General features: G+C 74.4%; 16 protein-coding genes. 11 read left to right on the top strand and 5 right to left on the bottom strand.

The window, feature by feature from the left end:
* Nucleotides 1-112 precede the first annotated feature (112 nt).
* The 7 genes from M6G08_RS23025 (at nucleotide 113) to M6G08_RS22995 (ending at nucleotide 9,024) form a co-directional block, all read left to right on the top strand.
* Nucleotides 113-1,444 (top strand): ABC transporter substrate-binding protein, encoded by a 1,332-nt coding sequence (locus M6G08_RS23025; RefSeq protein WP_272589058.1) that lies wholly within the window; start codon nucleotides 113-115, stop codon nucleotides 1,442-1,444.
* A 25-nt stretch (nucleotides 1,445-1,469) separates the two neighbouring features.
* On the top strand, nucleotides 1,470-2,459 hold the full coding sequence (locus tag M6G08_RS23020; RefSeq protein WP_272589057.1) for a carbohydrate ABC transporter permease: 990 nt from the start codon (nucleotides 1,470-1,472) through the stop codon (nucleotides 2,457-2,459).
* Nucleotides 2,456-3,319 carry a carbohydrate ABC transporter permease gene (locus M6G08_RS23015; protein ID WP_272589056.1) on the top strand — a complete coding sequence of 288 codons (864 nt, stop codon included), beginning with the start codon at nucleotides 2,456-2,458 and terminating at the stop codon, nucleotides 3,317-3,319. Before M6G08_RS23020 ends, M6G08_RS23015 begins: the two co-directional genes overlap by 4 nt.
* Nucleotides 3,316-4,347, top strand: coding sequence for a hydroxyacid dehydrogenase (locus M6G08_RS23010; protein WP_272589055.1), 1,032 nt, complete (start codon nucleotides 3,316-3,318; stop codon nucleotides 4,345-4,347). The genes M6G08_RS23015 and M6G08_RS23010 overlap by 4 nt, the downstream gene beginning before the upstream one ends.
* Entirely contained in the window at nucleotides 4,344-6,242 is a 1,899-nt protein-coding gene (locus M6G08_RS23005; RefSeq protein WP_272589054.1) for a DUF2264 domain-containing protein, read from the top strand. The genes M6G08_RS23010 and M6G08_RS23005 overlap by 4 nt, the downstream gene beginning before the upstream one ends.
* Nucleotides 6,243-6,380: 138 nt before the next feature.
* Nucleotides 6,381-6,608, top strand: a complete 228-nt coding sequence (locus tag M6G08_RS23000; RefSeq protein WP_272589053.1) for a hypothetical protein — start codon at nucleotides 6,381-6,383, stop codon at nucleotides 6,606-6,608.
* Between the two features lie 136 nt (nucleotides 6,609-6,744).
* Nucleotides 6,745-9,024 carry a catalase gene (locus tag M6G08_RS22995; RefSeq protein ID WP_272589052.1) on the top strand — a complete coding sequence of 760 codons (2,280 nt, stop codon included), beginning with the start codon at nucleotides 6,745-6,747 and terminating at the stop codon, nucleotides 9,022-9,024.
* 54 nt (nucleotides 9,025-9,078) lie between these two features.
* On the opposite strand, the gene M6G08_RS22990 is transcribed toward M6G08_RS22995, so the two are convergent.
* On the bottom strand, nucleotides 9,079-9,960 hold the full coding sequence (locus M6G08_RS22990; RefSeq protein WP_272589051.1) for a YegS/Rv2252/BmrU family lipid kinase: 882 nt from the start codon (nucleotides 9,958-9,960) through the stop codon (nucleotides 9,079-9,081).
* Nucleotides 9,961-10,001: 41 nt separating this feature from the next.
* Nucleotides 10,002-11,639, bottom strand: coding sequence for an FAD-binding oxidoreductase (locus M6G08_RS22985; protein WP_272589050.1), 1,638 nt, complete (start codon nucleotides 11,637-11,639; stop codon nucleotides 10,002-10,004).
* Nucleotides 11,640-11,710: 71 nt separating this feature from the next.
* On the opposite strand from M6G08_RS22985, the gene M6G08_RS22980 reads away from it, so the two are divergent.
* Nucleotides 11,711-12,340: a TetR/AcrR family transcriptional regulator gene (locus tag M6G08_RS22980; RefSeq protein WP_272589049.1), complete on the top strand. Its 630-nt coding sequence runs from the start codon at nucleotides 11,711-11,713 to the stop codon at nucleotides 12,338-12,340.
* Nucleotides 12,337-13,926: a glycerol-3-phosphate dehydrogenase/oxidase gene (locus M6G08_RS22975; RefSeq protein WP_272589048.1), complete on the top strand. Its 1,590-nt coding sequence runs from the start codon at nucleotides 12,337-12,339 to the stop codon at nucleotides 13,924-13,926. The genes M6G08_RS22980 and M6G08_RS22975 overlap by 4 nt, the downstream gene beginning before the upstream one ends.
* A gap of 549 nt (nucleotides 13,927-14,475) precedes the next feature.
* Here M6G08_RS22975 and M6G08_RS22970 read toward each other — a convergent pair.
* A complete protein-coding gene (locus M6G08_RS22970) occupies nucleotides 14,476-14,730 on the bottom strand; it encodes a hypothetical protein (protein WP_272589047.1) in 255 nt (84 codons plus the stop codon).
* A 186-nt stretch (nucleotides 14,731-14,916) separates the two neighbouring features.
* Between M6G08_RS22970 and M6G08_RS22965 the strand changes: the two genes are divergently transcribed.
* Complete coding sequence (locus M6G08_RS22965) at nucleotides 14,917-15,282, top strand: STAS domain-containing protein (protein WP_217251307.1); 366 nt, start codon at nucleotides 14,917-14,919, stop codon at nucleotides 15,280-15,282.
* A gap of 18 nt (nucleotides 15,283-15,300) precedes the next feature.
* Here M6G08_RS22965 and M6G08_RS22960 read toward each other — a convergent pair whose 3' ends face one another.
* A complete protein-coding gene (locus M6G08_RS22960; RefSeq protein WP_272589046.1) occupies nucleotides 15,301-15,729 on the bottom strand; it encodes an ATP-binding protein in 429 nt (142 codons plus the stop codon).
* A gap of 263 nt (nucleotides 15,730-15,992) precedes the next feature.
* On the bottom strand, nucleotides 15,993-17,366 hold the full coding sequence (locus M6G08_RS22955) for a glycoside hydrolase family 10 protein (RefSeq protein ID WP_272589045.1): 1,374 nt from the start codon (nucleotides 17,364-17,366) through the stop codon (nucleotides 15,993-15,995).
* A gap of 251 nt (nucleotides 17,367-17,617) precedes the next feature.
* Between M6G08_RS22955 and M6G08_RS22950 the strand changes: the two genes are divergently transcribed.
* Nucleotides 17,618-20,173, top strand: a complete 2,556-nt coding sequence (locus tag M6G08_RS22950) for a SpoIIE family protein phosphatase (RefSeq protein ID WP_272589044.1) — start codon at nucleotides 17,618-17,620, stop codon at nucleotides 20,171-20,173.
* The last annotated feature ends 24 nt before the right edge of the window (nucleotides 20,174-20,197 follow it).

Raw genomic sequence — 20,197 nt, 5'->3', positions numbered from 1 at the left:
TATTTTCTTCTGATCGATCTATTGACCGTTTGTGCCGAAGGCTTCAGGATTCCCGTGTCCCGAACAGTCGGGCCCGCACCCACGCCGGCCCGCAGGAGCCGCGGGAGGCGCCATGCCCGGACGACCCAGCCGTCGCTCCGTGCTCGCCGCGATGGCCGCCGTACCCCTGACAGGAGCCGTGAGCGCCTGCAGCGGGGGGAACGGCGCATCGTCGGCCCGCACGGGCGGCGCCACGCGCATCACCTTCTGGTCCGCCCTGCGCGGCAGTCAGGAGGTGGTCGACGAGTTCAACCGCACCCACCGCAGCATCCAGGTGGAGTTCAACCAGATCCCGTCCGGCGGGCAGGGCGGCTACGCCAAGCTCAGCAACGCCGCCCGCGCGGGCAACGCGCCCGACGTCGCCACCATCGAGTATCCGCAGGTGCCCGGGTACGCCATCGACGGCGTCGCCCGTGACATCACCGATCTGGTCGGCGACGGCCTGCGCCGCAAACTGCTGCCGCAGTCGCTCGGGCTGACCACCTTCGAGGGCCGGGTGTTCAGCGTGCCGCTGGACGTCGAGCCCATGGTCATGCACTACCGCGCCGACCTCTTCGACCGCTACGGACTCCGGCCCGCCCGCACCTGGGACGAGTTCGCCGAGCAGGCCGCGACCGTGCGCCGCCGGGCACCCGACCGCAGGCTGGTGCTGTTCCCCACCGACGGGATGACGCAGTTCGCCTGCTACGCCTGGCAGGCGGGCGCCCAGTGGTTCGACACCTCCAAGGGTGCCTGGAACGTCTCCCTCGCCGACGCGCCCTCCCGGCGGGTCGCCGAGTACTGGCAGGGCCTGATCGACCGGGACGACGTCTTCATGAACGCCGTCGAGAGCCGCCAGTCCGACGCGCAGATCGCGAACGGCCTGGTCCTGACCCGGCTCAGCGGCGCCTGGGACGCGGGCGCGCAGATGAACGCGCGGCCGGGGCAGAAGGGCCAGTGGCGGATCGCCCCGATGCCGCAGTGGGACACCGCCGGCCCCGCCGCCGGCACGCACGGCGGCTCCACGTTCGCCGTCACCGCGGACAGCGAACACCCCGAGGCCGCCATGGAGTTCATCGAGTGGCAGGTCTCCCACCCCGACGCCCTGCGGGCCCGGCTGTCCAGCGGTGCCAGCAGCCAGTACCCGGCCGCCCCCGGCCTGGTCTCCGTGGGCCGCGACGCCTTCGACCGGTCGTACTACGGCGGTCAGGACATCTACACCCTGTTCGAGCGGGAGGCCGAGAAGATCGGCGAGCAGTGGCTGTGGGGGCCGCGGATGAGCGCCACCCAGAAGGTCATGCAGGACTCCTTCGCCCGCGTCAGCGGCGGCCAGGGCTCCCTCGTCGAGTCGCTGCGCACCGCCCAGGAGGGCACCATGCCCGACCTCAAGGCCCTCGGCCTGTCCACCACCCAGCACAGCACCTGAGCCGACGAAAGGCAGGTGACACCCCATGACCACGACCACCCGCACCCGGGTGCCGGCCGGCGCCTCCCCCGCCGGTGCCCCGGCGCCCTCCGCGTCCGGACCGAGCGCCCGCAGAGCGGCCAAGCGCCGGCAACTGACCGCCGCCGGCGTCCTGATGACGCCGTTCTTCGCCCTGCTGGTCACCGTCTTCCTGATCCCCGTCGGCACGGCCGTCTATCTGAGCTTCTTCAGCGACGACCAGCCCGGCCTGGGCTTCGGCCCCGAACGCCGGATCTTCGTGGGGCTGCGCTCCTACGCGGCCGTGCTCACCGACCCGACCTTCCTCGGCGGGCTCGGCACGGTCGCCCTGTACTGCCTCATCTACATCCCGCTCATGGTCGTCGGCGCGCTCGCCCTCGCCCTGCTGCTGGACTCCGGCGTGGTCCGGCTGCGCGCCTTCGCCCAGCTCGGCCTGTTCCTGCCGCACGCCGTGCCCGGCATCATCGCGGCGCTGATCTGGCTGTACCTGTACACACCCGGCATCAGCCCGGTGATCGAGCTGCTCGCCCAGGGCGACATCACCATCGACTTCCTCGGCGTCCACACGGTGATCCCGTCCATCGTGAACATCGCGCTGTGGAGCAACCTCGGCTACAACATGGTGGTCTTCTACGCCGCGTTGCAGGCCGTGCCGCGCGAGGTGATCGAAGCGTCCGTGGTGGACGGCGCGGGGCCGGTGCGCACCGCGCTCCAGGTGAAGACGCCGCTGGTGCGCGCCTCGATCGTGATGGTCTCGATCTTCACGCTGATCTGGGCGCTCCAGCTCTTCACCGAGCCGATGCTGCTCAGCCAGTCCTCCCCGATGATCAGCTCCCGGTTCTCGCCCAGCATGTACATCTACGACGCGGCCTTCACCCGCAACAACTACAGTCTCGCCGCGGCCGCCTCGGTGGTCCTGCTCGTCTGCACCATCGCCCTGTCCTACGGCGTCACCCGCTTCACCAGCCGCGCCGACGTCACGGAGGAGGCCCGATGAGCGCCACCGACAGCTCCCTGCTCCGCCCGGGACTGCTGGGCCGCGCGACGGTCAACGCGGTCGTGGCGATCTCCGTCCTCTACACGCTGCTGCCGGTGCTGTGGCTGGTGCTCGCCGCCACCAAGACCCGGGACGCGCTCTTCAGCAGCGACCTGCTGTCCCTGAGCGACTTCTCCTTCCTCCAGAACATGCGGGACCTGTTCGCCATGGACGGCGGGCTGTACGGCCGCTGGTACGTCAACAGCCTGCTGTACGCGGTGGTGGGCGCGGCCGTCGGCGCGCTGATCAGCGTGGCCTGCGGCTACGCCTTCGACAAGTACAGCTTCCGGCACAAGGAGAAGCTGTTCGGTCTGGTGCTGGCGGCGGTCATGGTGCCGCAGACGGTGCTCGCGCTGCCGCTGTACCTGATGGCGTCCGAGACCGGCCTGGTCAACACCTTCTGGGCGGTGTTCATCCCGGTGCTGTTCAACCCGTTCGGCGTCTACCTCGGCCGCATCTTCGCGCGGGGCTACGTGCCCGACGAGGTGCTGGAGGCGGCGCGCGTGGACGGGGCGGGCGAGCTGACCACGTACGCCCGGGTGGCGCTCAGGATGCTCGGGCCCGGTCTGATCACCGTCTTCCTCTTCCAGCTGACCGCGATCTGGAACAACTTCTTCCTGCCCATGGTGATGCTGTCCGACCAGGACCTGTATCCCGTCAGTCTCGGCCTGTACCAGTGGAACAGCGCGGCGTCCGTGTCGCCGGAGTACTACCCCGTGGTGATCATGGGCTCACTGCTCGCCGTACTGCCGCTCATCCTCGCCTTCGTCCTGCTCCAGCGCTTCTGGCGGAGCGGGCTGACCGCCGGAGCCGTCAAGTGACAACGCACTCCCCCGGTCCCGGATTCCGGCCCCGTGCCGCCGTGGCCATGTCCCGGGACGCCGCCTCGGCCGTCCTCGACCCGCAGTCCCTCGCCGCCTTCCGCCGGGTCTGCGACCTCGCGCCGTTCCCGGTCCTCGACGACCTGTCCACGCCGCGGGCCGCCTCCGTGCTGGCCGACGTGGACCTGCTGGTCACCGGCTGGGGCTGCCCGCGGCTGGACGAGGACGTGCTGCGGGCCGCGCCCCGGCTGCGGGCCGTGGTGCACACGGCGGGCAGCGTCCGCGGACACGTCACCGAGGCGTGCTGGGAGCGGGGGATCGAGGTCTCCTCGGCCGCCGCCGCCAACGCGCTGCCGGTGGCGGAGTACACGCTCTCCATGATCCTGCTCACCGGCAAGCGGGTGCTGGAGCGGGCCCGCGACTACCGGGTGTCCCGGGAGCGCGGCAACTGGCTGCGCACCCCGCGCGGCGTCGGCAACTACCGGCGCACGGTCGGCATCCTGTCGGCGTCGCTGATCGGCCGCCGCGTCGTCGAGCTGCTGCGCCCGCACGACGTGGACGTCCTCCTGCACGACCCGTACGTGAGCGACGCGGACGCCGCCGGACTCGGCGTCGAACTCGTCGCGCTGCCGGAGCTGTTCGCGCGCTGCGACACCGTCAGCGTGCACACACCGCTGCTGCCGACCACCCGGGGCCTGGTCGGCCGGTCCCTGATCGACGCGATGCGGCCCGACGCGGTGCTCATCAACACCTCGCGGGGCGCGGTCGTCGACCAGGACGCGCTCACCGACGCCGTCCTGGCGGGCCGTGTCCGGGCGGTGCTGGACGTCACCGACCCCGAGGTACTGCCGCCGGACCATCCGCTGTGGGAGTGCGACAACGCGCTGATCACCCCGCACCTCGCCGGCTCAGAGGGCAACGAGTGGCGCCGCCTGGCCGACCTCGCCCTCGCCGAGACCACCCACTGGGCGTCGGGGGCCGGCTTCCTCCATCCCGTACGACGCGAAAGGCTGGCGTTCCTGGCATGAGCATCCCGTTCGAACTGCCCACCGAGGACCGTGCGCCGAGCCCGTACACCGGGTACACCCGGGCCCACTGGGAAGCCGTCGCGGACGGGCTGCTGTGGGCCGCGTGGCGCTGGAGCACCCCCGGCCGCGCCCTGCTGGACCTGCCGGGGCGCCCGTCGCGCTCGGGCGTGCGCTCCGACGGACTGGAGGGTTTCGCGCGGACGTTCCTCGCGGCGGCCTTCCGGGTCGCCGGCGCCGGCGGCGACGACCCGCACGGCTGGCTGGACCGCTACGCGAGCGGCCTCGACTCGGGCACCCGCACACCCGGCCGCGAGGACACCGAGTCCTGGCCGCTGATCCTCGACCACGACGTGCAGGGTCAGCCGATGGTCGAGTCGGCGTCGGTCGCGCTCGGGCTGCGGCTGACCGCGCCCTGGCTGTGGAAGAACCTGGACGCCGGGGTGCGGGACCGGGTGGAGGAGTGGCTGCGCGGGGCGCTCAGGCACGTGCCGGCGCCGAACAACTGGTACCTGTTCCCGTACACGGTGGCCGGGTTCCTGGAGTCGGTCGGCCGCGGGGACCGGGAGACGGCGGCGGCCCGGCAGCGGGCGCTGGAGCTGATGGAGGGCTGGTACCAGGGCGACGGCTGGTACGCCGACGGCGACGGACGCGCCTTCGACCACTACAACAGCTGGGCGCTGCACCTGTACCCGGTGCTCGACGCCCACCTGGCCGGCGACACCGGGCCGGTAGCCGCCCGCTACGGGGAACGGCTGCGCACGCACCTCGACGGCTACGCGCTGATGTTCGGCGGGGACGGGGCGCCGCTGCACTTCGGCCGTTCGCTCGCCTACCGCTTCGCGGCCTCCGCGGCCGTGGGGCTGGGCGCGGTCACCGGGCACACGCCGCTGTCGCCGGGCGCCTCGCGGCGGCTGGTGAGCGGCAACCTGCGGTACTTCCTGGAGCGCGGCGCGCTGACCGACGACGGGCTGCTGAGCCTCGGCTGGCACGGCCCCCACGAGGCCACCCTCCAGCCGTACTCGGGGCCGGCCTCCCCGTACTGGGCGTCGAAGGCGTTCGTGTCGCTCCTGGCCCCCGCCGGCCACCCGCTGTGGACCGCCACCGAGGAGCCGGCCCCGGTGGAGGAGGCGGACCGCGTGCTCGCCCTGCCGGCACCCGGGCTGCTGGTCCAGGCGACGCGCGCCGACGGGATCGTACGGCTGCACAACCACGGCAGCGACCACGTCCGGCCGCACGAGGGAGAGGTGGCCGCCGAGGACGACCCGCACTACGGCCGGCAGGCGTACTCGACCCGGACCGGCCCCACCGCCGTCACGAACGCCGCGGACAACCACCTCTCGGTCCAGGTGAACGGCCGCGGCAGTGTGCGGCGCCGCGTCCACCCGCTCGGCGCGGGGCAGGGCGAGGGCTGGGGCTGGGCGGCGTCCTGGCACCGGCCGGTGTTCGCCGGCGGCCCCCCGATGGTGCCGGGGCTGCGGGTGGAGAGCGTGACCGTGGGCAAGGGGCCGTACGAGCTGCGGGTGCACCGGGTGACCGGAGCGCCGTCCGGCGCGCGCCTGACGCACACCGGGTGGGCCACCGGTCCCGAGGAACCCCTGGTCTCGGCGCTGCACGGACTGCACGGCTGGAGCCCCGAGCCCGAGGCCGTCCGCGCCCCGCAGGGCACCGCGTACACGCAGTGGGTCGAGCTGCCCCGGCTGTCCGGCGAGGCGGGCGGCACCACCCTGCACGTCTGCCTGGCCGCGCTCACCGGCGAACCGGGGCCCGGCCCGCTGGCGGACGCCGTCACGGAGGTCGTGCCCGGCGAGCGGGAGGTCGAGGTGGTCTGGGCGGACGGCGGCGGCCGCACCCGCGTCTCGTTCGAGCCGGTGCGGGTGACGCACACGGCGGACTGACGCCCTCACCCGCTCAGCACAGGCAGGGCCCCGGCCGGCGCGACCGGTCGGGGCCCTCCCTCGTGCGCGCGTCTGAAGTGGCGGACCGCAGCGCGCCCGGTGACGCTGGTAGGGCACCGGCGAGAAGGAGTCCCACTGATGCGAAAGTCCCTGTGGGCCGTGGTCACGGCCCTGACCGTGCCGGTGCTCTGCGCGGCTCCCGCCGAGGCCTCCGGGTCCTCCGCCGCGCACCTCCCGGCCGACGTGACGGCGACCGAGTGCATCCAGGGCGGCGGACTCATCGTCGTCTCGGTCGACCAGTCGGGGACGGGATCCTTCACGAAACGCTGTCAGGGCGGCGTGCACGACGGGGAGTCCGTCACCTGAGACGACCGCGTCCGTTCCCTCGCGCCCATGCCTTGAGTCCCGCTCGCTGGGTACGCGGTCACGGCCCACCACGGCAGTCGGTACCCGAACACGACCGGCCGCGTGCAGCGGCCCGCCCAGAACGGAGAAGAGGCTGATGAGCGAGGCCAACCCCCTCAAGCGGGTAGCCCACAAGGTCACCGAGAGCCTGCAGGGCGACGGTGGCGGTCCGGCGGACGGCGTCCCCGGCAAGCCCGGGCCCGAGTCGCCGCCCGTCGCCGAACCCACCGAGCCCCGGGAGCCGCTGCCCCCGAAGCCGGACCAGAGCGGCCCGGACACCGTCTCGCCCACCGGCCAGCCCACGGGCGCCGACCAGGCCCGCGTCGCGCAGTCCGGCGCCTACCTGACGAACGCCCAGGGCACGCGGCTGTACGACACCGACCACTCGCTGAAGGCGGGGCCGCGCGGCCCCGTGCTGCTGCAGGACCACCACCTGCGCGAGAAGGTCATGCACTTCGACCACGAGCGCATCCCGGAGCGCGTGGTGCACGCGCGCGGCGCGGGCGCGCACGGCGTCTTCCAGAGCTACGGCACGGCGGCCTCCGTGACGAAGGCGGCGTTCCTCGCCGACGACGTGGAGACGCCGGTGTTCACGCGGTTCTCGACCGTGGTCGGCTCCCGGGGGTCGTCGGACACCGTGCGGGACACCCGCGGGTTCGCGACGAAGTTCTACACCAGCGAGGGCGTCTTCGACCTGGTCGGCAACAACATCCCGGTTTTCTTCATCCAGGACGCGATCAAGTTCCCGGACGTGGTGCACGCCGCGAAGCCGCACCCCGACCGGGAGATCCCGCAGGCACAGAGCGCGCACGACACCTTCTGGGACTTCGTCTCGCTGCACACCGAGGCGACCCACCACACCATCTTCTTCATGGGCGACCGCGGCATCCCGCGCTCCTACCGGATGATGGAGGGCTTCGGCGTCCACACCTTCCGGCTGGTCAACGCCGCGGGCGAGACGACGCTGGTGAAGTTCCACTGGAAGCCGAAGCTGGGCGTGCACTCCCTGGTGTGGGACGAGGCGCAGCTCATCAACGGCGTCGACCCGGACTTCCACCGCCGGGACCTGGCGGACGCGATCGAGGCGGGCGCGTACCCGCAGTGGGAGCTGGGCATCCAGACCTTCCCCGACAACCCGGAGCAGACCTTCGAGGGCATCGACCTGCTGGACCCGACCAACATCGTGCCCGAGGAGCTGGCGCCGGTGCAGCCGGTGGGGCTGCTGACGCTGAACCGCAACCCGTCCAACTTCTTCGCGGAGACGGAGCAGGTCGCCTTCCACGTGGGCCACCTGGTGCCGGGCATCGACGTCACCGACGACCCGCTGCTCGCGGGGCGGCTGTTCTCGTACCTGGACACGCAGATCACCCGGCTGGGCGGCCCCAACTTCCCGCAGCTGCCGATCAACCGGCCGCAGGCGCCGGTCAACGACATGCTGCGCGACGGCATGCACCAGACGGCGGTGCACCGGGGGGTGGCGCCCTACCGGCCCAACTCCCTGGACGGCGGCTGCCCGTTCACGGCCGGCGCGGCCGAGGGCGCGTACATCGAGGCGCCGGTGCGGGTCCCGGAGGCGACCAAGGTGCGCGAGGCGCCGGAGTCGTTCGCGGACCACTTCAGCCAGCCCCGGCGCTTCTGGCTGAGCATGAGCCCGGTGGAGCGCGAGCACATCATCGGTGCCTACACCTTCGAGCTGGGCAAGTGCTACGAGCAGGCGATCCGGGAGCGGACGCTCCAGGTGCTGGCCAACATCGACCCGGAGCTGTGCGCGGGCGTCGCCGAGGGCCTCGGCCTGCCCGCGCCGCAGCCGACCGTGCCGCTGGCCGACGTCGAGCCGAGCCCGGCGCTGTCGCAGGTCGGGCGGACCTGGCCCACCGACGGCCGGGTCGTCGGCATCGTCACGGGCGGGGGCGACCTGGAGGGCGTGAACGCCGTGCGGCATGCGGTGCTGAACGCGGGGATGGTGCCGCTGGTGGTGGCGCCGAACGGCGGCACCCTCGGCTCGGGCGACGCCGCGGTGACCGTCCAGCGCAGCTACGTCACCGCGCGCTCCGTCGAGTTCGACGCCGTACTGCTGGCGGGGGCGCCGGACATGGGCGGCGACGCGTACACCCCGCGCGACTACAAGTCCGGGCCGGCGCCCGCACGGCCGGCGACGACCGACCCGCGGGTGAGCCTGCTGGTGTCGGAGGCGTTCCGGCACGGCAAGGCGATCGGCGTCTGGGCGGGCGGCGAGGTCGCGCTGGAGGCGTCGGGGGTTCCGGTCGACGCGCCCGGTGTGATCGTCGCCGACTCCGGCACGGCGGCCCTGGAACAGGTCACCGAACTGCTGGGCTCGCACCGCGTCTGGGAACGGTTCACCACCCCCCGGGGCTGAGGGCCGCACCCGCCGGGCCGGTCACCGTCCGCGGTGGCCGGCCCGGCGGCGTGCTCAGCACAGGACGCGCAGCGCGCCGGGCAGTACCCTGGCCGTGACCGGGACGAGGGCCTCGACCTCGCCGTCGGCGCCGTACGGTACGGCCCGGTCCGCCTCGATGCGGACCTCCCGGCCGCGCAGGACGCGGACCTGGGGACGGCGGACGTGACCGCCCGACTCGAGTTCCCTCATCAGGGCGAAGAACAGCAGCCGGGGCGCGTGGTGGATCATCACGACGTCCAGCAGGCCGTCGTCGACCCGGGCGGACGGCGCGATGCGGCGGTTGAAGCCGTAGTACCCGGAGTTGGCGGCCACCGTGGTGTAGCCCGTGAAGGCGTGCTCCTCGCCGTCGACGGTGACGCGGTAGCGGGTGGCGCGCCAGCCCGTGACGGCGCGCAGGGCGCCCGCGTAGTAGGAGGCGGCGCCGCGCAGCAGACGGGTCTCGTTGGCGTGGCGGTTGGCGAGCGCGTCGACACCGGCGTAGACGCTGCCGAGCACGACGGTGCGGTCGTGGGCGGCGGAGGTGAGCTCGATGGTGTCGACGGGGCGCGGCTCGCCCCGCAGCAGCACCTCGGCGAGGGCGGCGGGCTCGGTGGGCAGGCCCAGGGCGCGCGCGAAGTCGTTGCCGCGTCCGGCCGGGACGAGTCCCAGCGTCGCCCCTGTGCCGCTGAGGGCGCCGCCTATCCCGCCGGCCATGCCGTCGCCGCCGACGGCGAGCACCACCCGGCCGCGCTCCCCGGCCCGCCGGGCGATCTCCCGGGCGTGGCCGAGGCTGCGGCTGTACTCCGTCTCCAGCCCGGCGCCCGCCTCCCGCAGCAGCCGGGCCACCCCGAGCAGCGCGGCGGCCGAAGTGGCGCCGCCCGCGGTGGGGTTGACGACGGCGGTGAACTGTCGCATCGATGTGCCTCCGGGCTGAGGGGTGGTGCCGGACAGTTGTCTCACGGGTGGGGGTGGGCCGGGCGGCCGGGACCGTCCCCGGGCAGCAGGACGCCGGGGCTGAGCACTCCCGCCGGGTCCAGGCTCCGCTTGACGGCGCCCAGGGCCGCCACACCGAGCGGTCCCGCCTCCCGGACGTACCAGTCGCGGTGGTCGGTGCCGACGCCGTGGTGGTGGGTGATGGTGCCGCCCGCGGCGCCGATCGCCTCGTTGGCGGCGTGCTTGGCCCGAGTCCAGTGCGCCACGGCGTCCTCGCCCTGGGCGGAGACGACGGTGAAGTACAGGGAGGCGCCGTTCTCGTAGACGTGCGAGATGTGGCACATGACCAGCGGCGGGGTGCCGGCCCCGGTGAGGGTGGCGGTGAGCGCGTCGCGCACGGCGGTGTACAGCGCGGGGACGCGGGACCAGTAGGTCGCGGTCTCCAGGGTCTCGGCGAGCGCCCCGGCGTCGAGCAGCGAGTCGCGCAGGTACGGCGCCGAGTAGCGGCCGCGGGCCCAGCGCTCCCCCGGCTCGTCCCCGGCGAAGGTGCCGCCGCACTCGCGCAGGACGGCGGCGGCGCCCTCGCGGCGGTGCGCGGTGTCCTCCTCGGTGCCCTCGAAGCCGACGACGGCGAGGCAGCCGGCGTCCTGCCGGTCGAGAAGGGCTCCGATGGCGTCGGGCTGGGCGAGGCCGATCAGGGTCTCGGTCTCGTCGGACAGCCGCAGCACCGTGGGGCGCGGGCCGTCCTGGGCGAGGCGGCGCAGGGCGGCGGCGCCCGCGTCGAAGGAGTCGAACCGCCAGCCCTCGTAGCGGCGGACCTGCGGCAGGGGGCGTATGCGGACGGTGACCGAGGTGATGACGCCGAAGGCACCCTCGGAGCCCAGGATCAGCTGGCGCAGGTCGGGCCCGGCGGCCGAGCGCGGGGCGCGGCCGGTGACGAGGGTGCCCTCGGGGGTGGCGAGGGTGAGGCCGAGGACCATCTCGTCGAAGCGTCCGTATCCGGCGGAGGCCTGTCCGCTGGAGCGGGTCGCGGCGAAGCCGCCGATGGTGGCCCACTCGTAGGACTGGGGGAAGTGGCCGAGGGTGTAGCCCCGTTCGGCGAGCAGCGCCTCGGCCTCGGGGGCGCGCAGGCCGGGTTGCAGGGTGGCAGTGCGGGAGACCTCGTCGAGGTCGAGCAGGCGGTCCATGTGCCGCAGGTCCAGGGCGACGAAGCCGGCGCGACCGGACCGGCCTTCGGGTGCGAGGCCGCCGACGACGGAGGTACCGCCGCCGAACGGGACGAGGGCCAGGCCGTGCCGGGCGCAGGCGTCGAGTACGGCGAGCACCTCGTCGTGGCTGTCCGGGAGGACGACGGCGGCGGGGGCGTCGGTGGTGTCGCCGGTCCGCATCCGCAGCAGGTCGGGGGTGGACTTGCCGCGGGTGTGGCGGACCCGGGACTCGGCGTCGGTGCGCACCCGGTCCGGGCGGTCGCCGACGGCGGCCTCCAGGGCGCGGCGGGCGGCTCCGTCCAGCGGCGACGCCGGTACGCCGATCCCCTCCAGCGGGACGGGGACGGTGTCGCGGGGCTGCACGCCGAGCAGTTCGCGCAGCATCCCGGTCACCGTGTCGGGCAGCGGTGTCGCCCTGGCCGGGTCTCCCCAGCCGTTCCACAGCATGTCCATTGCCTGTCGTCCTCACGGTCGGTTCGGGGGGATGCCGGCTGCGCGGCCCCTGGGGCGTTACACTGTTACACATGACGCCCAACCGTCACAACGACTCGGACCGCAGCCCGGACCGGCCGAACGCCGCGGACAACGACACCGTGCTGGACGCCGTGCGCGACTGCGTGCTGGCCGTCGGGGTCCGCCGCACGACGATGACCGACGTGGCCCGCCGCGCCGGCGTCTCCCGGATGACGCTGTACCGGCGCTGGCCGGACGTGCGGACCCTGGTCGGCGATCTGATGACCCGCGAGTGGATCGCGGTGGCCACCGGCGCCATCCCCGATGCGCGGCCGGGCCTGGACACCCGCCCGCGCATCGTCGAGGGACTGGTCACCGGGGTGGAGGCGTTCCGCGCGCATCCGCTCTTCCGCAAGATCGTCGACGTCGATCCCGAGCTGCTGCTCCCCTACGTCCTCGACCGGCGCGGGGCGAGCCAGGAGGCACTGCTGGAACTGCTGGCCGGCGGACTGGCCGAGGGCCACGCCGACGGGTCGGTGCGCCCGGCCCACACCGGACGGCAGGCGCGGTCCGTCCTGCTGGTCGTCCAGTCCTTCGCCCTGTCGCTGCGCACCATGACCAACGAGGACGACGCCGAACTGACCCCCGGGGCCTTCCTCGGGGAACTGCGCACCATCCTGGAGAGGACCCTCGCCCCATGAGCCCGACCAGCAGCAGTCCCGCCGCCGGGGCCTCCCTGTCCGCCGCGCGGCGCTCGCGCGAGCTCACCGAGGCGGTGGGCGGCCCCGTCGTGGACGTCCTGGTCGTCGGGCTCGGCGCGACCGGTGCCGGCGTCGCCCTGGACGCCGCGGCCCGGGGCCTGAGCGTGGTCGCCGTGGACGCCCACGACCTGGCCTTCGGCACCTCCCGCTGGAGCTCCAAGCTGATCCACGGCGGCCTGCGCTACCTCGCCTCCGCGCAGCTGGACGTGGCCCACGAGAGCGCGGTCGAGCGCGGGGTCCTGATGGAGCGTACGGCTCCGCACCTGGTGCACGCCCAGCCGTTCGTGCTGCCGCTGACGCCGCTGGTCTCGCGGGGGCAGGCGGCGCTGGCGTGGGCCGGGTTCCGGGCCGGCGACACGCTGCGGCTGGCGGCGCGCACCGCGCGGGCCACCCTGCCCGCGCCGCGCCGGCTGTCCGCCGTGGAGACCCGGCACCTGGCCCCCGCCCTGCGCTCCGAGCGGCTGCGCGGCGGGCTGCTGTCCTGGGACGGCCGGCTCACGGACGACGCCCGCCTGGTGACCGCGCTCGCCCGGACCGCCGCCGCGCGCGGCGCCCGGGTGCTGACCCGGGTGCGGGCGCTGGAGCTGACCGCGTCCGGCGCCCGGATACGCGACGAGATCACCGGGGAGGAGGGCGAGATCCGCGCCCGCGCGGTCGTCAACGCCTCCGGGGTGTGGGCCGGTGACCTCACCGACGGCATCCGGGTCCGCCCCTCCCGCGGCACCCACCTGGTCCTGCGCTCCGACCGGCTCGGCCCGCTGCCCGCCGGCCTGCACGTGCCGATACCCGGGGAGACCAACCGCTTCGTCCTGGTGCTGCCCCAGGGCGACGGACGGGTCTACGTCGGTCTGACCGACGAGCCCGTGGAGGGCGAGGTGCCGGACGTTCCCGAGGTGCCCGAGACCGATGTGGGCTTCCTGCTGGACGTGCTCGGTTCCGTGCTGGACGTGCCGGTGCGCCGCGAGGACGTGGTGGGCGCCTTCGCGGGCCTGCGCCCCCTGCTGGACACGGGGCCCGCCGACCGGTCCGGCGGCGGTCCCCGCACGGCGGACGTCTCCCGCCGGCACGCGGTGCTCACCTCGCCGGAGGGCGTGGTCACCGTGGTGGGCGGCAAGCTCACCACGTACCGGCGCATGGCCGAGGACGCCGTGGACGCCGCCGTCGCCGCCCGCCGGCTCGGCGCGGGCCCGTCCCCCACCGCCGCGCTGCCGCTGGTCGGCGCCGCCGCACCGCACGCCCTGGCCGCGCTGCGGGCACCGCGCCGCCTGGTCCGCCGCTACGGCACCGAGGCGCCGGCCGTCCACGCCCTCGCCGCCCGCGGCCCCCGGCTCGGCGAGCGGATTCTGCCGGACCACCCCGTCACGGGCGCCGAACTCCTGTGGGCCCTGCGTCACGAGGGAGCCCTCGACGAGTCCGACCTCCTCGACCGCCGCACCCGCATCGGCCTGGTGCCCGAGGACCGGGCGGCGGCGCTGGACGCCGTACGCGGTCTGCTGGACGACGAGGCCCTGGCCGGGCGGGTGTGACACCGGCCCGGCACCGACGGGCCCGCACGACACCCAGCCCCGTACCGGCCCGACGGACGCACCCCCGCAAGTACGACGGCCCGGGCCGCCCACCTGACGCGGGGCGCCCCAGCGGCACCGGACGCCGTACCCGGTCTGCTGGACGACGAGGCCCTGACCGGGCGGGTGTGACACCGGCCCGGCACCGACGGGCCCGCACGACACCCAGCCCCGTACCGGCCCGACGGACGCACCCCCGCAAGTACGACGGCCCGGGCCGCCCGCCTGACGCAGGGCGCCCCAGCGGCACCGGACGCCGGGCGACCCGACCCAGCCGCGCAACTCACGACCCCGGGCCCCGAGGACCGGGCAGCGGCACCGGACGCCGTACCCGGTCTGCTGGACGACGAGGCCCTGGCCGGGCGGCTCGCAGCTCCGTGAGCGAAGGGCCGGGCGGCCCCCGGAGCGGGAGTCCCGCCTCCCGGGACGGGAGGAAGCCCCGCTCCCGGTCGGGTGCGGGGCTTCTCGATGGTCGGATGTGCTCCGGCTGTGCCGGGCCGCCCCGGTCGGTCAGGAGCCCTGGCCCCCGTCCTGGACGGCCTTGCGCACCTTCGCCTCGATCTTGTGCCGGGACTGACCACCCTCCTTCACGTACTCGGTCATCGCGGTCTGCGCGTCCCGGTCGAGGTCGCGCCAGGCCCGTACGGCGGTCTCGTAGGTGTCCGACTGCCGCGGGGTCCACTGATGCTGTGTGGGAGGCCCGTACGAGTCGCGCAGCGTCTCGACCCGGTGGCGGGCCTGGTCCGCCGCACGACGCTTGTGCACGAGCTCCTCGAATGTATGAGCCACCACACCTCGACCGTAGTCAGAGGAACCCCTTCGCGCGCGCCGAGCCCGAACCGCCCGGCCCCAGGCGGCCCCCACTGTGCACAAGTGGCCCCCGCCGGCCCCGAAGGGCCTTAACATCAAGCCACCGACGACGGGCCGGGCATATGCGGGAGATGAGGGAACGTGGCGGACATCGAGGGTGCGGCGGTACCCGAGCGGCTGCTGATCACCCGTACGACCACGGGCGACGGCGTCAGCGTCGTCACCCTCGCCGGGGAGGTCGACCTGGACGGCAGCAGTCAGCTCCGCGACGTGCTGCTGTCCTGCGTGCAGACGGCGCCGGGCACGGTGGTCGACTTCGCGGAGGTGGCCTTCCTCGACTCCAGCGGCATCAACGTGCTCATCGCCGCCCACCAGGCCGCCGAGTCCCGCGGCGTCTGGTTCCGGCTCGCCGCACCCCGGCACGCCGTCGAGCGCGTACTGCGGCTCGTGGGCGTCGACGGCCTCATCGCCTGTTTCCCGACGGTCGAACGGGCCCTGGCCGCCTGAGCCGCCGGCCGGGCGGCGTCAGCGCAGCGGCAGGCGGGCGTAGACCGTCTTGCCCGTCGCGTGCGGCTTGGTGATGACCTCGTCGCACAGGCGGGTCACGATCTCCAGCCCGTGCCGGCCGACCCGCAGGGGGTCGCGGGGCAGGAACGTGGGGAACTCCTCCCCCGTGTCCGACACGGCGATCTCCACACCGTCGTCCACCAGGGTCAGCTCCAGCCGGCAGGGGCCGGGCGCGTGCCGGAGCGCGTTCGTCACCAGTTCACTGGCGACCAGGCGGGCGGCGTCCAGGAAGCCGTCGGCCAGGTCCACGCCCCGCTCCCCGAGCCGGTCGACGAAGCCGTGCACGATGTCCCGGGAGGCCGGGATCATCGCCGAGCCGCCCCTGAACTCCACCGCCGAGGACACGACCGAGGCGTCCGCGGCTTCGGGTCTGTGCGCCGGAGTCATACAGAGCCTCACCGTCCGGTCCGGGGCCGGGTAGGGAGAGCGCGGGCCCCGGCCCCTCACGATACGCACCGGGACCGCCAGCACGGTCTCTTTGCCCCAACTTCCGCCGGACGCGCCGTTTTTCGGACAGCCGTGGGCCGAGTGCGCCGGAAAGGACGCCGTCCCGGTCGCTCCCGGGCACCCGGCGGTGGTCGTGGCGGGGCGCGCCGGGCCGCCGCCCGGGACGTCTTCGGGGTGGCGGCGGCCCGGTGCGCCCGGGCGGGTCAGGAAGCGGTGCAGCCGCCGACCACGGGTGCGGCGTCGCTGCCGTTCTTCGTCACCGTGAAGCCGAAGCTGGTCGACGCGCCGGGTGCCAGGGTGCCGTTCCAGCTCGGCCGTGCCGTCATGACGTTGCCGTTCCAGGCCGGCGTGGCGTTCCAGGTGGCCTCGACCCGCTGCGACGCCGGGAAGGTGACGGTCGCCGCCCAGGAGCCGATCGGCTCGCTGCCCGCGGTGATGGTGACCTGGCCGTTGTAGCCGCTGTTCCAGTCCGCGGTCCTGGTGTAGGTGGCGGTGCAGGTCGCGGTTCCGTCGCCGGGGTCGCCGCCGCCGTCGTCACCGCCGCCGGTGCCGCCGAGGGCGGTCAGGACGGCGTCGTAGGCGGGCTTGGCCGCGTAGTCCCCGTCGAACAGGAGCGGGGTGCCGCCGCTGCGCCACGAGTACTTGTCGGTGACGCCCCACACGGTGATGCCGGTGCAGCGGTCCACGGCGAGGCAGGCCTCGACCACGCGGGCGTAGTCGTCGGCCTGGGCGGCGCCGGAGCCCTCGATGTCCAGCTCGGTGATCTGCACGTCGACGCCGAGGTCGGCGAAGCGCTGGAGGTTGGCCCGACGGTCGGCCGGGACCGGGGAGTTGCTGTTGAAGTGGCCCTGGAAGCCGACGCAGTCGATGGGCACGCCGCGGGACTTGAAGTCCTTGACCATGTCGTAGACGGCGGTGCTCTTCGCGTTGATGCCGTCTGTGTTGTAGTCGTTGTAGCAGAGCTTGGCGGCGGGGTCGGCGGCGCGGGCGGTACGGAAGGCCTCCTCGATGTAGCCGTCGCCCAGCTTGTCCTGGAAGGGCGAGCTGCGCCGGGCACCGCTGCCGCCGTCCTGGAAGGCCTCGTTGACGACGTCCCAGCTGTGGATCTCGCCCTTGTAGTACCCCATCACGCGGTTGATGTGGTTGTTCATGGCGGTGCGCAGGTCGGCCGCGCCCAGGCCGCCCACCCAGGAGGGCAGTTGGGAGTGCCAGACGAGGGTGTGGCCGCGGACGTCCATGCCCTGTGCCTGGGCGTGGTCGACGACCCGGTCGGCGGCCGAGAAGGTGAAGGTGCCGCGGGTGGGCTCGGTGGCGTCCCACTTCATCTCGTTCTCGGGCGTCGCGGAGTTGAACTCCCGGTTCAGGGTGGAGACGTAGTCGGCCTCGCCGAGGTGGCCGGATGCGACGGCGGCACCGAAGTAGCGGCCCTGGGCGGCCGCCGCGGAGCCGAGCGTGTCGGCCGCGGCGGGCCCGGCGGACGGGGCGGCTTCGGCGGAATGGGCCGCAGCGGTCAGCGCGGCCGCGGCGACGATTCCGGCGGTGGCCGCTCTGGACAGACGGAGCAGAGTCATGCGCATGTCATCCCGTTCCTCGTATCGGTGTGCGGGAGCCGTTCGGAGCCGTCCGGGAGAACGGAAAATCCGAAAGTTTCGGAGTTATTTCCGAATGTCGCGGAGGAGGTTACGGACTCCGGCCCACGCGGTCAACGCCCCGTCCCGCTCACCCGCGCGGCCCCACCGCGTGCGCGATGCCGGTGGGGTGGCGCATTCTTGCTGTGTCGCCCGCGTGACGGCGCACGGTGTGACGGCGCACGGACGAGGTGGGGCCGATGAGTGCAGGCGCCGGGGACGCAGGCCGGACGCCGGGAGGGCCGACGGCACTGCTCGTCGACGCCTGCGCACAGGCGATCGGCGCGGCCGGCGGCTACGCGGGCGGGATCTACCTGCCCTCCCGCACACCCGGGCTGCTGCGGCTCGCCGTCCTCGCCGGACTGCCCGGACCGCTGTTCCGTCCCTGGTGGCGGCTGCACACCGACAGTCCGTTCCCGGTGGCCGACGCCTACCGGCTCGGCACCCGCGTGGTGCTGCCCAACTCGACCGAGACGATGCGCCGTTACCCGCAGTTCGCGGCCGGCCTGCCGTTCCCCTTCGGCTCCCTGTACGTGCCCGTCGCCGGCGCCGCGCGGACGTACGGCGTCCTGACCGTCCTGCGCCCCTCGGCCTCCGACACCGCCGAGGTGCTGGAGGGCCTGAACCGGATGGAAGAGACGGCGCGGGAACTCGGCGCGCTGCTGGACCGGTCGGCCGCGGACCGGGAGGCGCCGCCCGTGCTCTGGGACGGTGAACCGCTGTGCCTGCGGCCGCCGCCGTCCGCGCGCCACCCGCGGCACGCCGGAAGTTTCGCCTGGGACCCCGGCTCCGGCGCCGTCACCGTCGACGAGCCGCTGTGCGCCCTGCTCGGGCTGGCCGACAACGCCCGGCACCCGGTCGTCACACTCGACGCGCTCACCGGCGCGCTGACGCCCGACGACGGGCATCGGATCGCCGCGGCGCTGCGGCAGACGGCCGCCGGCCTGCCGCCGCCGCTGCCCCTGTACGCGCGGGCCGCGGACGGCACGCTGCGCCTGGTGGAACTGTGGCGGCCGCAGGCCGCCGGCCACGCCCGCGGCCCGGTGCGGGGCGTCGTACGCGAGCCGAACTGCGGCACCGTCGCGGACGCCGCGGCCGACCTGCTGCCGGACGGCGTGTTCTGCGTGGACCGGCTGGGCACCGTCGTCTACGCCAATCCCCGCGCCGCCCGGCTGCTGGGCCTGCCCCGGGCCCGGCTGCTCGGCCACTCCCTGTGGGAGGCCGTGCCCTGGCTGGACCAGGCCGCCTACGAGGACCACCTGCGCGGCGCCCTGCTCTCCCCGGACCCGGTCCACTTCCACGTCCGCCGCCCGCCCGACGACGGCCGCCGGGCCGCCCCGCAGCCCTACGAGGGCGACTGGCTCGCGGTCTCCGTGCATCCCGGCCGGGACCTGCTGACCGGAACGCTCCGCCCGGCCAACCGGGTGGCCGACGCGTCCGCCGGTCTCACACCCGAGCACGGCCCGGCTCGGGCGGCGTCCGGGGACCGGGACCCCGGGCCCGCCGCCGTCGCCACCACGCCGCCCGGGTACCGGCCCATCGTCCTGGCCGTGGCCCTGACCGAGGCGGTCACCGCCCGCCAGGTGGCCGCCGTGGTCGTACGGGAGCTGCTGCCCGCGTTCGGCGGCCGCCGGCTCGCCCTCTACCTGCTCCAGGAACGGCACCTGTACCTGGCGTGGGAGACGGGCTTCCCGCCCGGCTTCCTCGCCCCCTTCGAGGGGGTGGCCCTGGACGCCCGGCTGCCCGGGGTCGAGACGCTGACCAGCGGCCGCCCGCTCTTCTTCGACTCGATGCAGGCCCTGGCCGCCGCGTACCCGGGCATCCCGCTGGACGCCACGGAGGGCGCCCGCGCCTTCCTGCCGCTGATCGCCTCCGGCCGCCCGGTCGGCTCCTGCATCCTGGGCTTCGACCGCGCCCGGAGCTTCGGCACCGAGGAGCGCTCCGTGCTCACCGCCCTCGCCGGGGTGATCGCCCAGGCGATGGAGAAGGCCAGGCGCTACGAGTCCGAGACCGCGCTCGCCCGCGGCCTGCAGCGGGCGCTGCTGCCCCGCCGCCTCCCGGCGCACCCGCTGCTGGAGACCGCCGGGCGCTATCTGCCCGGTACCCAGGGCATGGAGGTGGGCGGGGACTGGTACGACGTGGTCGCCTCGGGCGACGGCATGGCGCTGGTCATCGGCGACGTGCAGGGGCACGGCGTGCAGGCGGCGGCCACCATGGGGCAACTGCGCAGCGCCGTGCGCGCCTTCGCCCTCGGCGACCGTCCGCCCGACGAGGTGCTCGGCGGCGTCAACCACCTGCTGACCGACCTGGACCCGGGCCTGTTCGCGAGCTGCTGCTACATCCGGCTGGACCCGGCCACCGGGCGGGCCTGCGCGGCCCGCGCGGGTCACCCGCCGCCGCTGCTGCGCCACCCGGACGGACGCACCGAGCCCGTGGACCTGCCCGGCGGGGTGGTGCTCGGGGTGGACCCCGGCGCGCCGTACCCGCTGACCGAGTTCCGGGTCGAGCCCGGCGCCGTCCTCGCCCTGTACACCGACGGGCTGGTGGAGCGGCCCGGCGCCGACATCGACGACGGCATCACCGCCCTCGGGCTGGCCCTGGCCAGGGAGGGCGCGCCGGCGACGGGGGCGGACGGCGGCTCGCTCGCGGGCGTCGCCGACCGGCTCACCGGCACCGCGCGCCGAACCGAGGACCGCCCCGACGACATCGCCCTGCTGCTCGCCACGCGCCACTCGCGGCACCGCAGTCCCGGATGAGCGCGGGCCCGGACCTGCCCGTGT

It is taken from the genome of Streptomyces sp. M92 (assembly GCF_028473745.1).
In the GTDB taxonomy this organism is placed as follows: Bacteria; Actinomycetota; Actinomycetes; order Streptomycetales; family Streptomycetaceae; genus Streptomyces.
This window is presented reverse-complemented; position numbering and strand designations above follow the sequence as displayed.

Excerpts from the sequence above, each read along its gene's own strand:
- M6G08_RS23025 (WP_272589058.1), top strand. The coding sequence starts at position 113 with ATGCCCGGACGACCCAGCCGTCGCTCCGTGCTCGCCGCGATGGCCGCC.
- M6G08_RS23020 (WP_272589057.1), top strand. The coding sequence starts at position 1,470 with ATGACCACGACCACCCGCACCCGGGTGCCGGCCGGCGCCTCCCCCGCC.
- M6G08_RS23015 (WP_272589056.1), top strand. The coding sequence starts at position 2,456 with ATGAGCGCCACCGACAGCTCCCTGCTCCGCCCGGGACTGCTGGGCCGC.
- M6G08_RS23005 (WP_272589054.1), top strand. The coding sequence starts at position 4,344 with ATGAGCATCCCGTTCGAACTGCCCACCGAGGACCGTGCGCCGAGCCCG.
- M6G08_RS23000 (WP_272589053.1), top strand. The coding sequence starts at position 6,381 with ATGCGAAAGTCCCTGTGGGCCGTGGTCACGGCCCTGACCGTGCCGGTG.
- M6G08_RS22995 (WP_272589052.1), top strand. The coding sequence starts at position 6,745 with ATGAGCGAGGCCAACCCCCTCAAGCGGGTAGCCCACAAGGTCACCGAG.
- M6G08_RS22990 (WP_272589051.1), bottom strand. The coding sequence starts at position 9,960 with ATGCGACAGTTCACCGCCGTCGTCAACCCCACCGCGGGCGGCGCCACT.
- M6G08_RS22985 (WP_272589050.1), bottom strand. The coding sequence starts at position 11,639 with ATGGACATGCTGTGGAACGGCTGGGGAGACCCGGCCAGGGCGACACCG.
- M6G08_RS22980 (WP_272589049.1), top strand. The coding sequence starts at position 11,711 with ATGACGCCCAACCGTCACAACGACTCGGACCGCAGCCCGGACCGGCCG.
- M6G08_RS22975 (WP_272589048.1), top strand. The coding sequence starts at position 12,337 with ATGAGCCCGACCAGCAGCAGTCCCGCCGCCGGGGCCTCCCTGTCCGCC.
- M6G08_RS22960 (WP_272589046.1), bottom strand. The coding sequence starts at position 15,729 with ATGACTCCGGCGCACAGACCCGAAGCCGCGGACGCCTCGGTCGTGTCC.
- M6G08_RS22955 (WP_272589045.1), bottom strand. The coding sequence starts at position 17,366 with ATGCGCATGACTCTGCTCCGTCTGTCCAGAGCGGCCACCGCCGGAATC.
- M6G08_RS22950 (WP_272589044.1), top strand. The coding sequence starts at position 17,618 with ATGAGTGCAGGCGCCGGGGACGCAGGCCGGACGCCGGGAGGGCCGACG.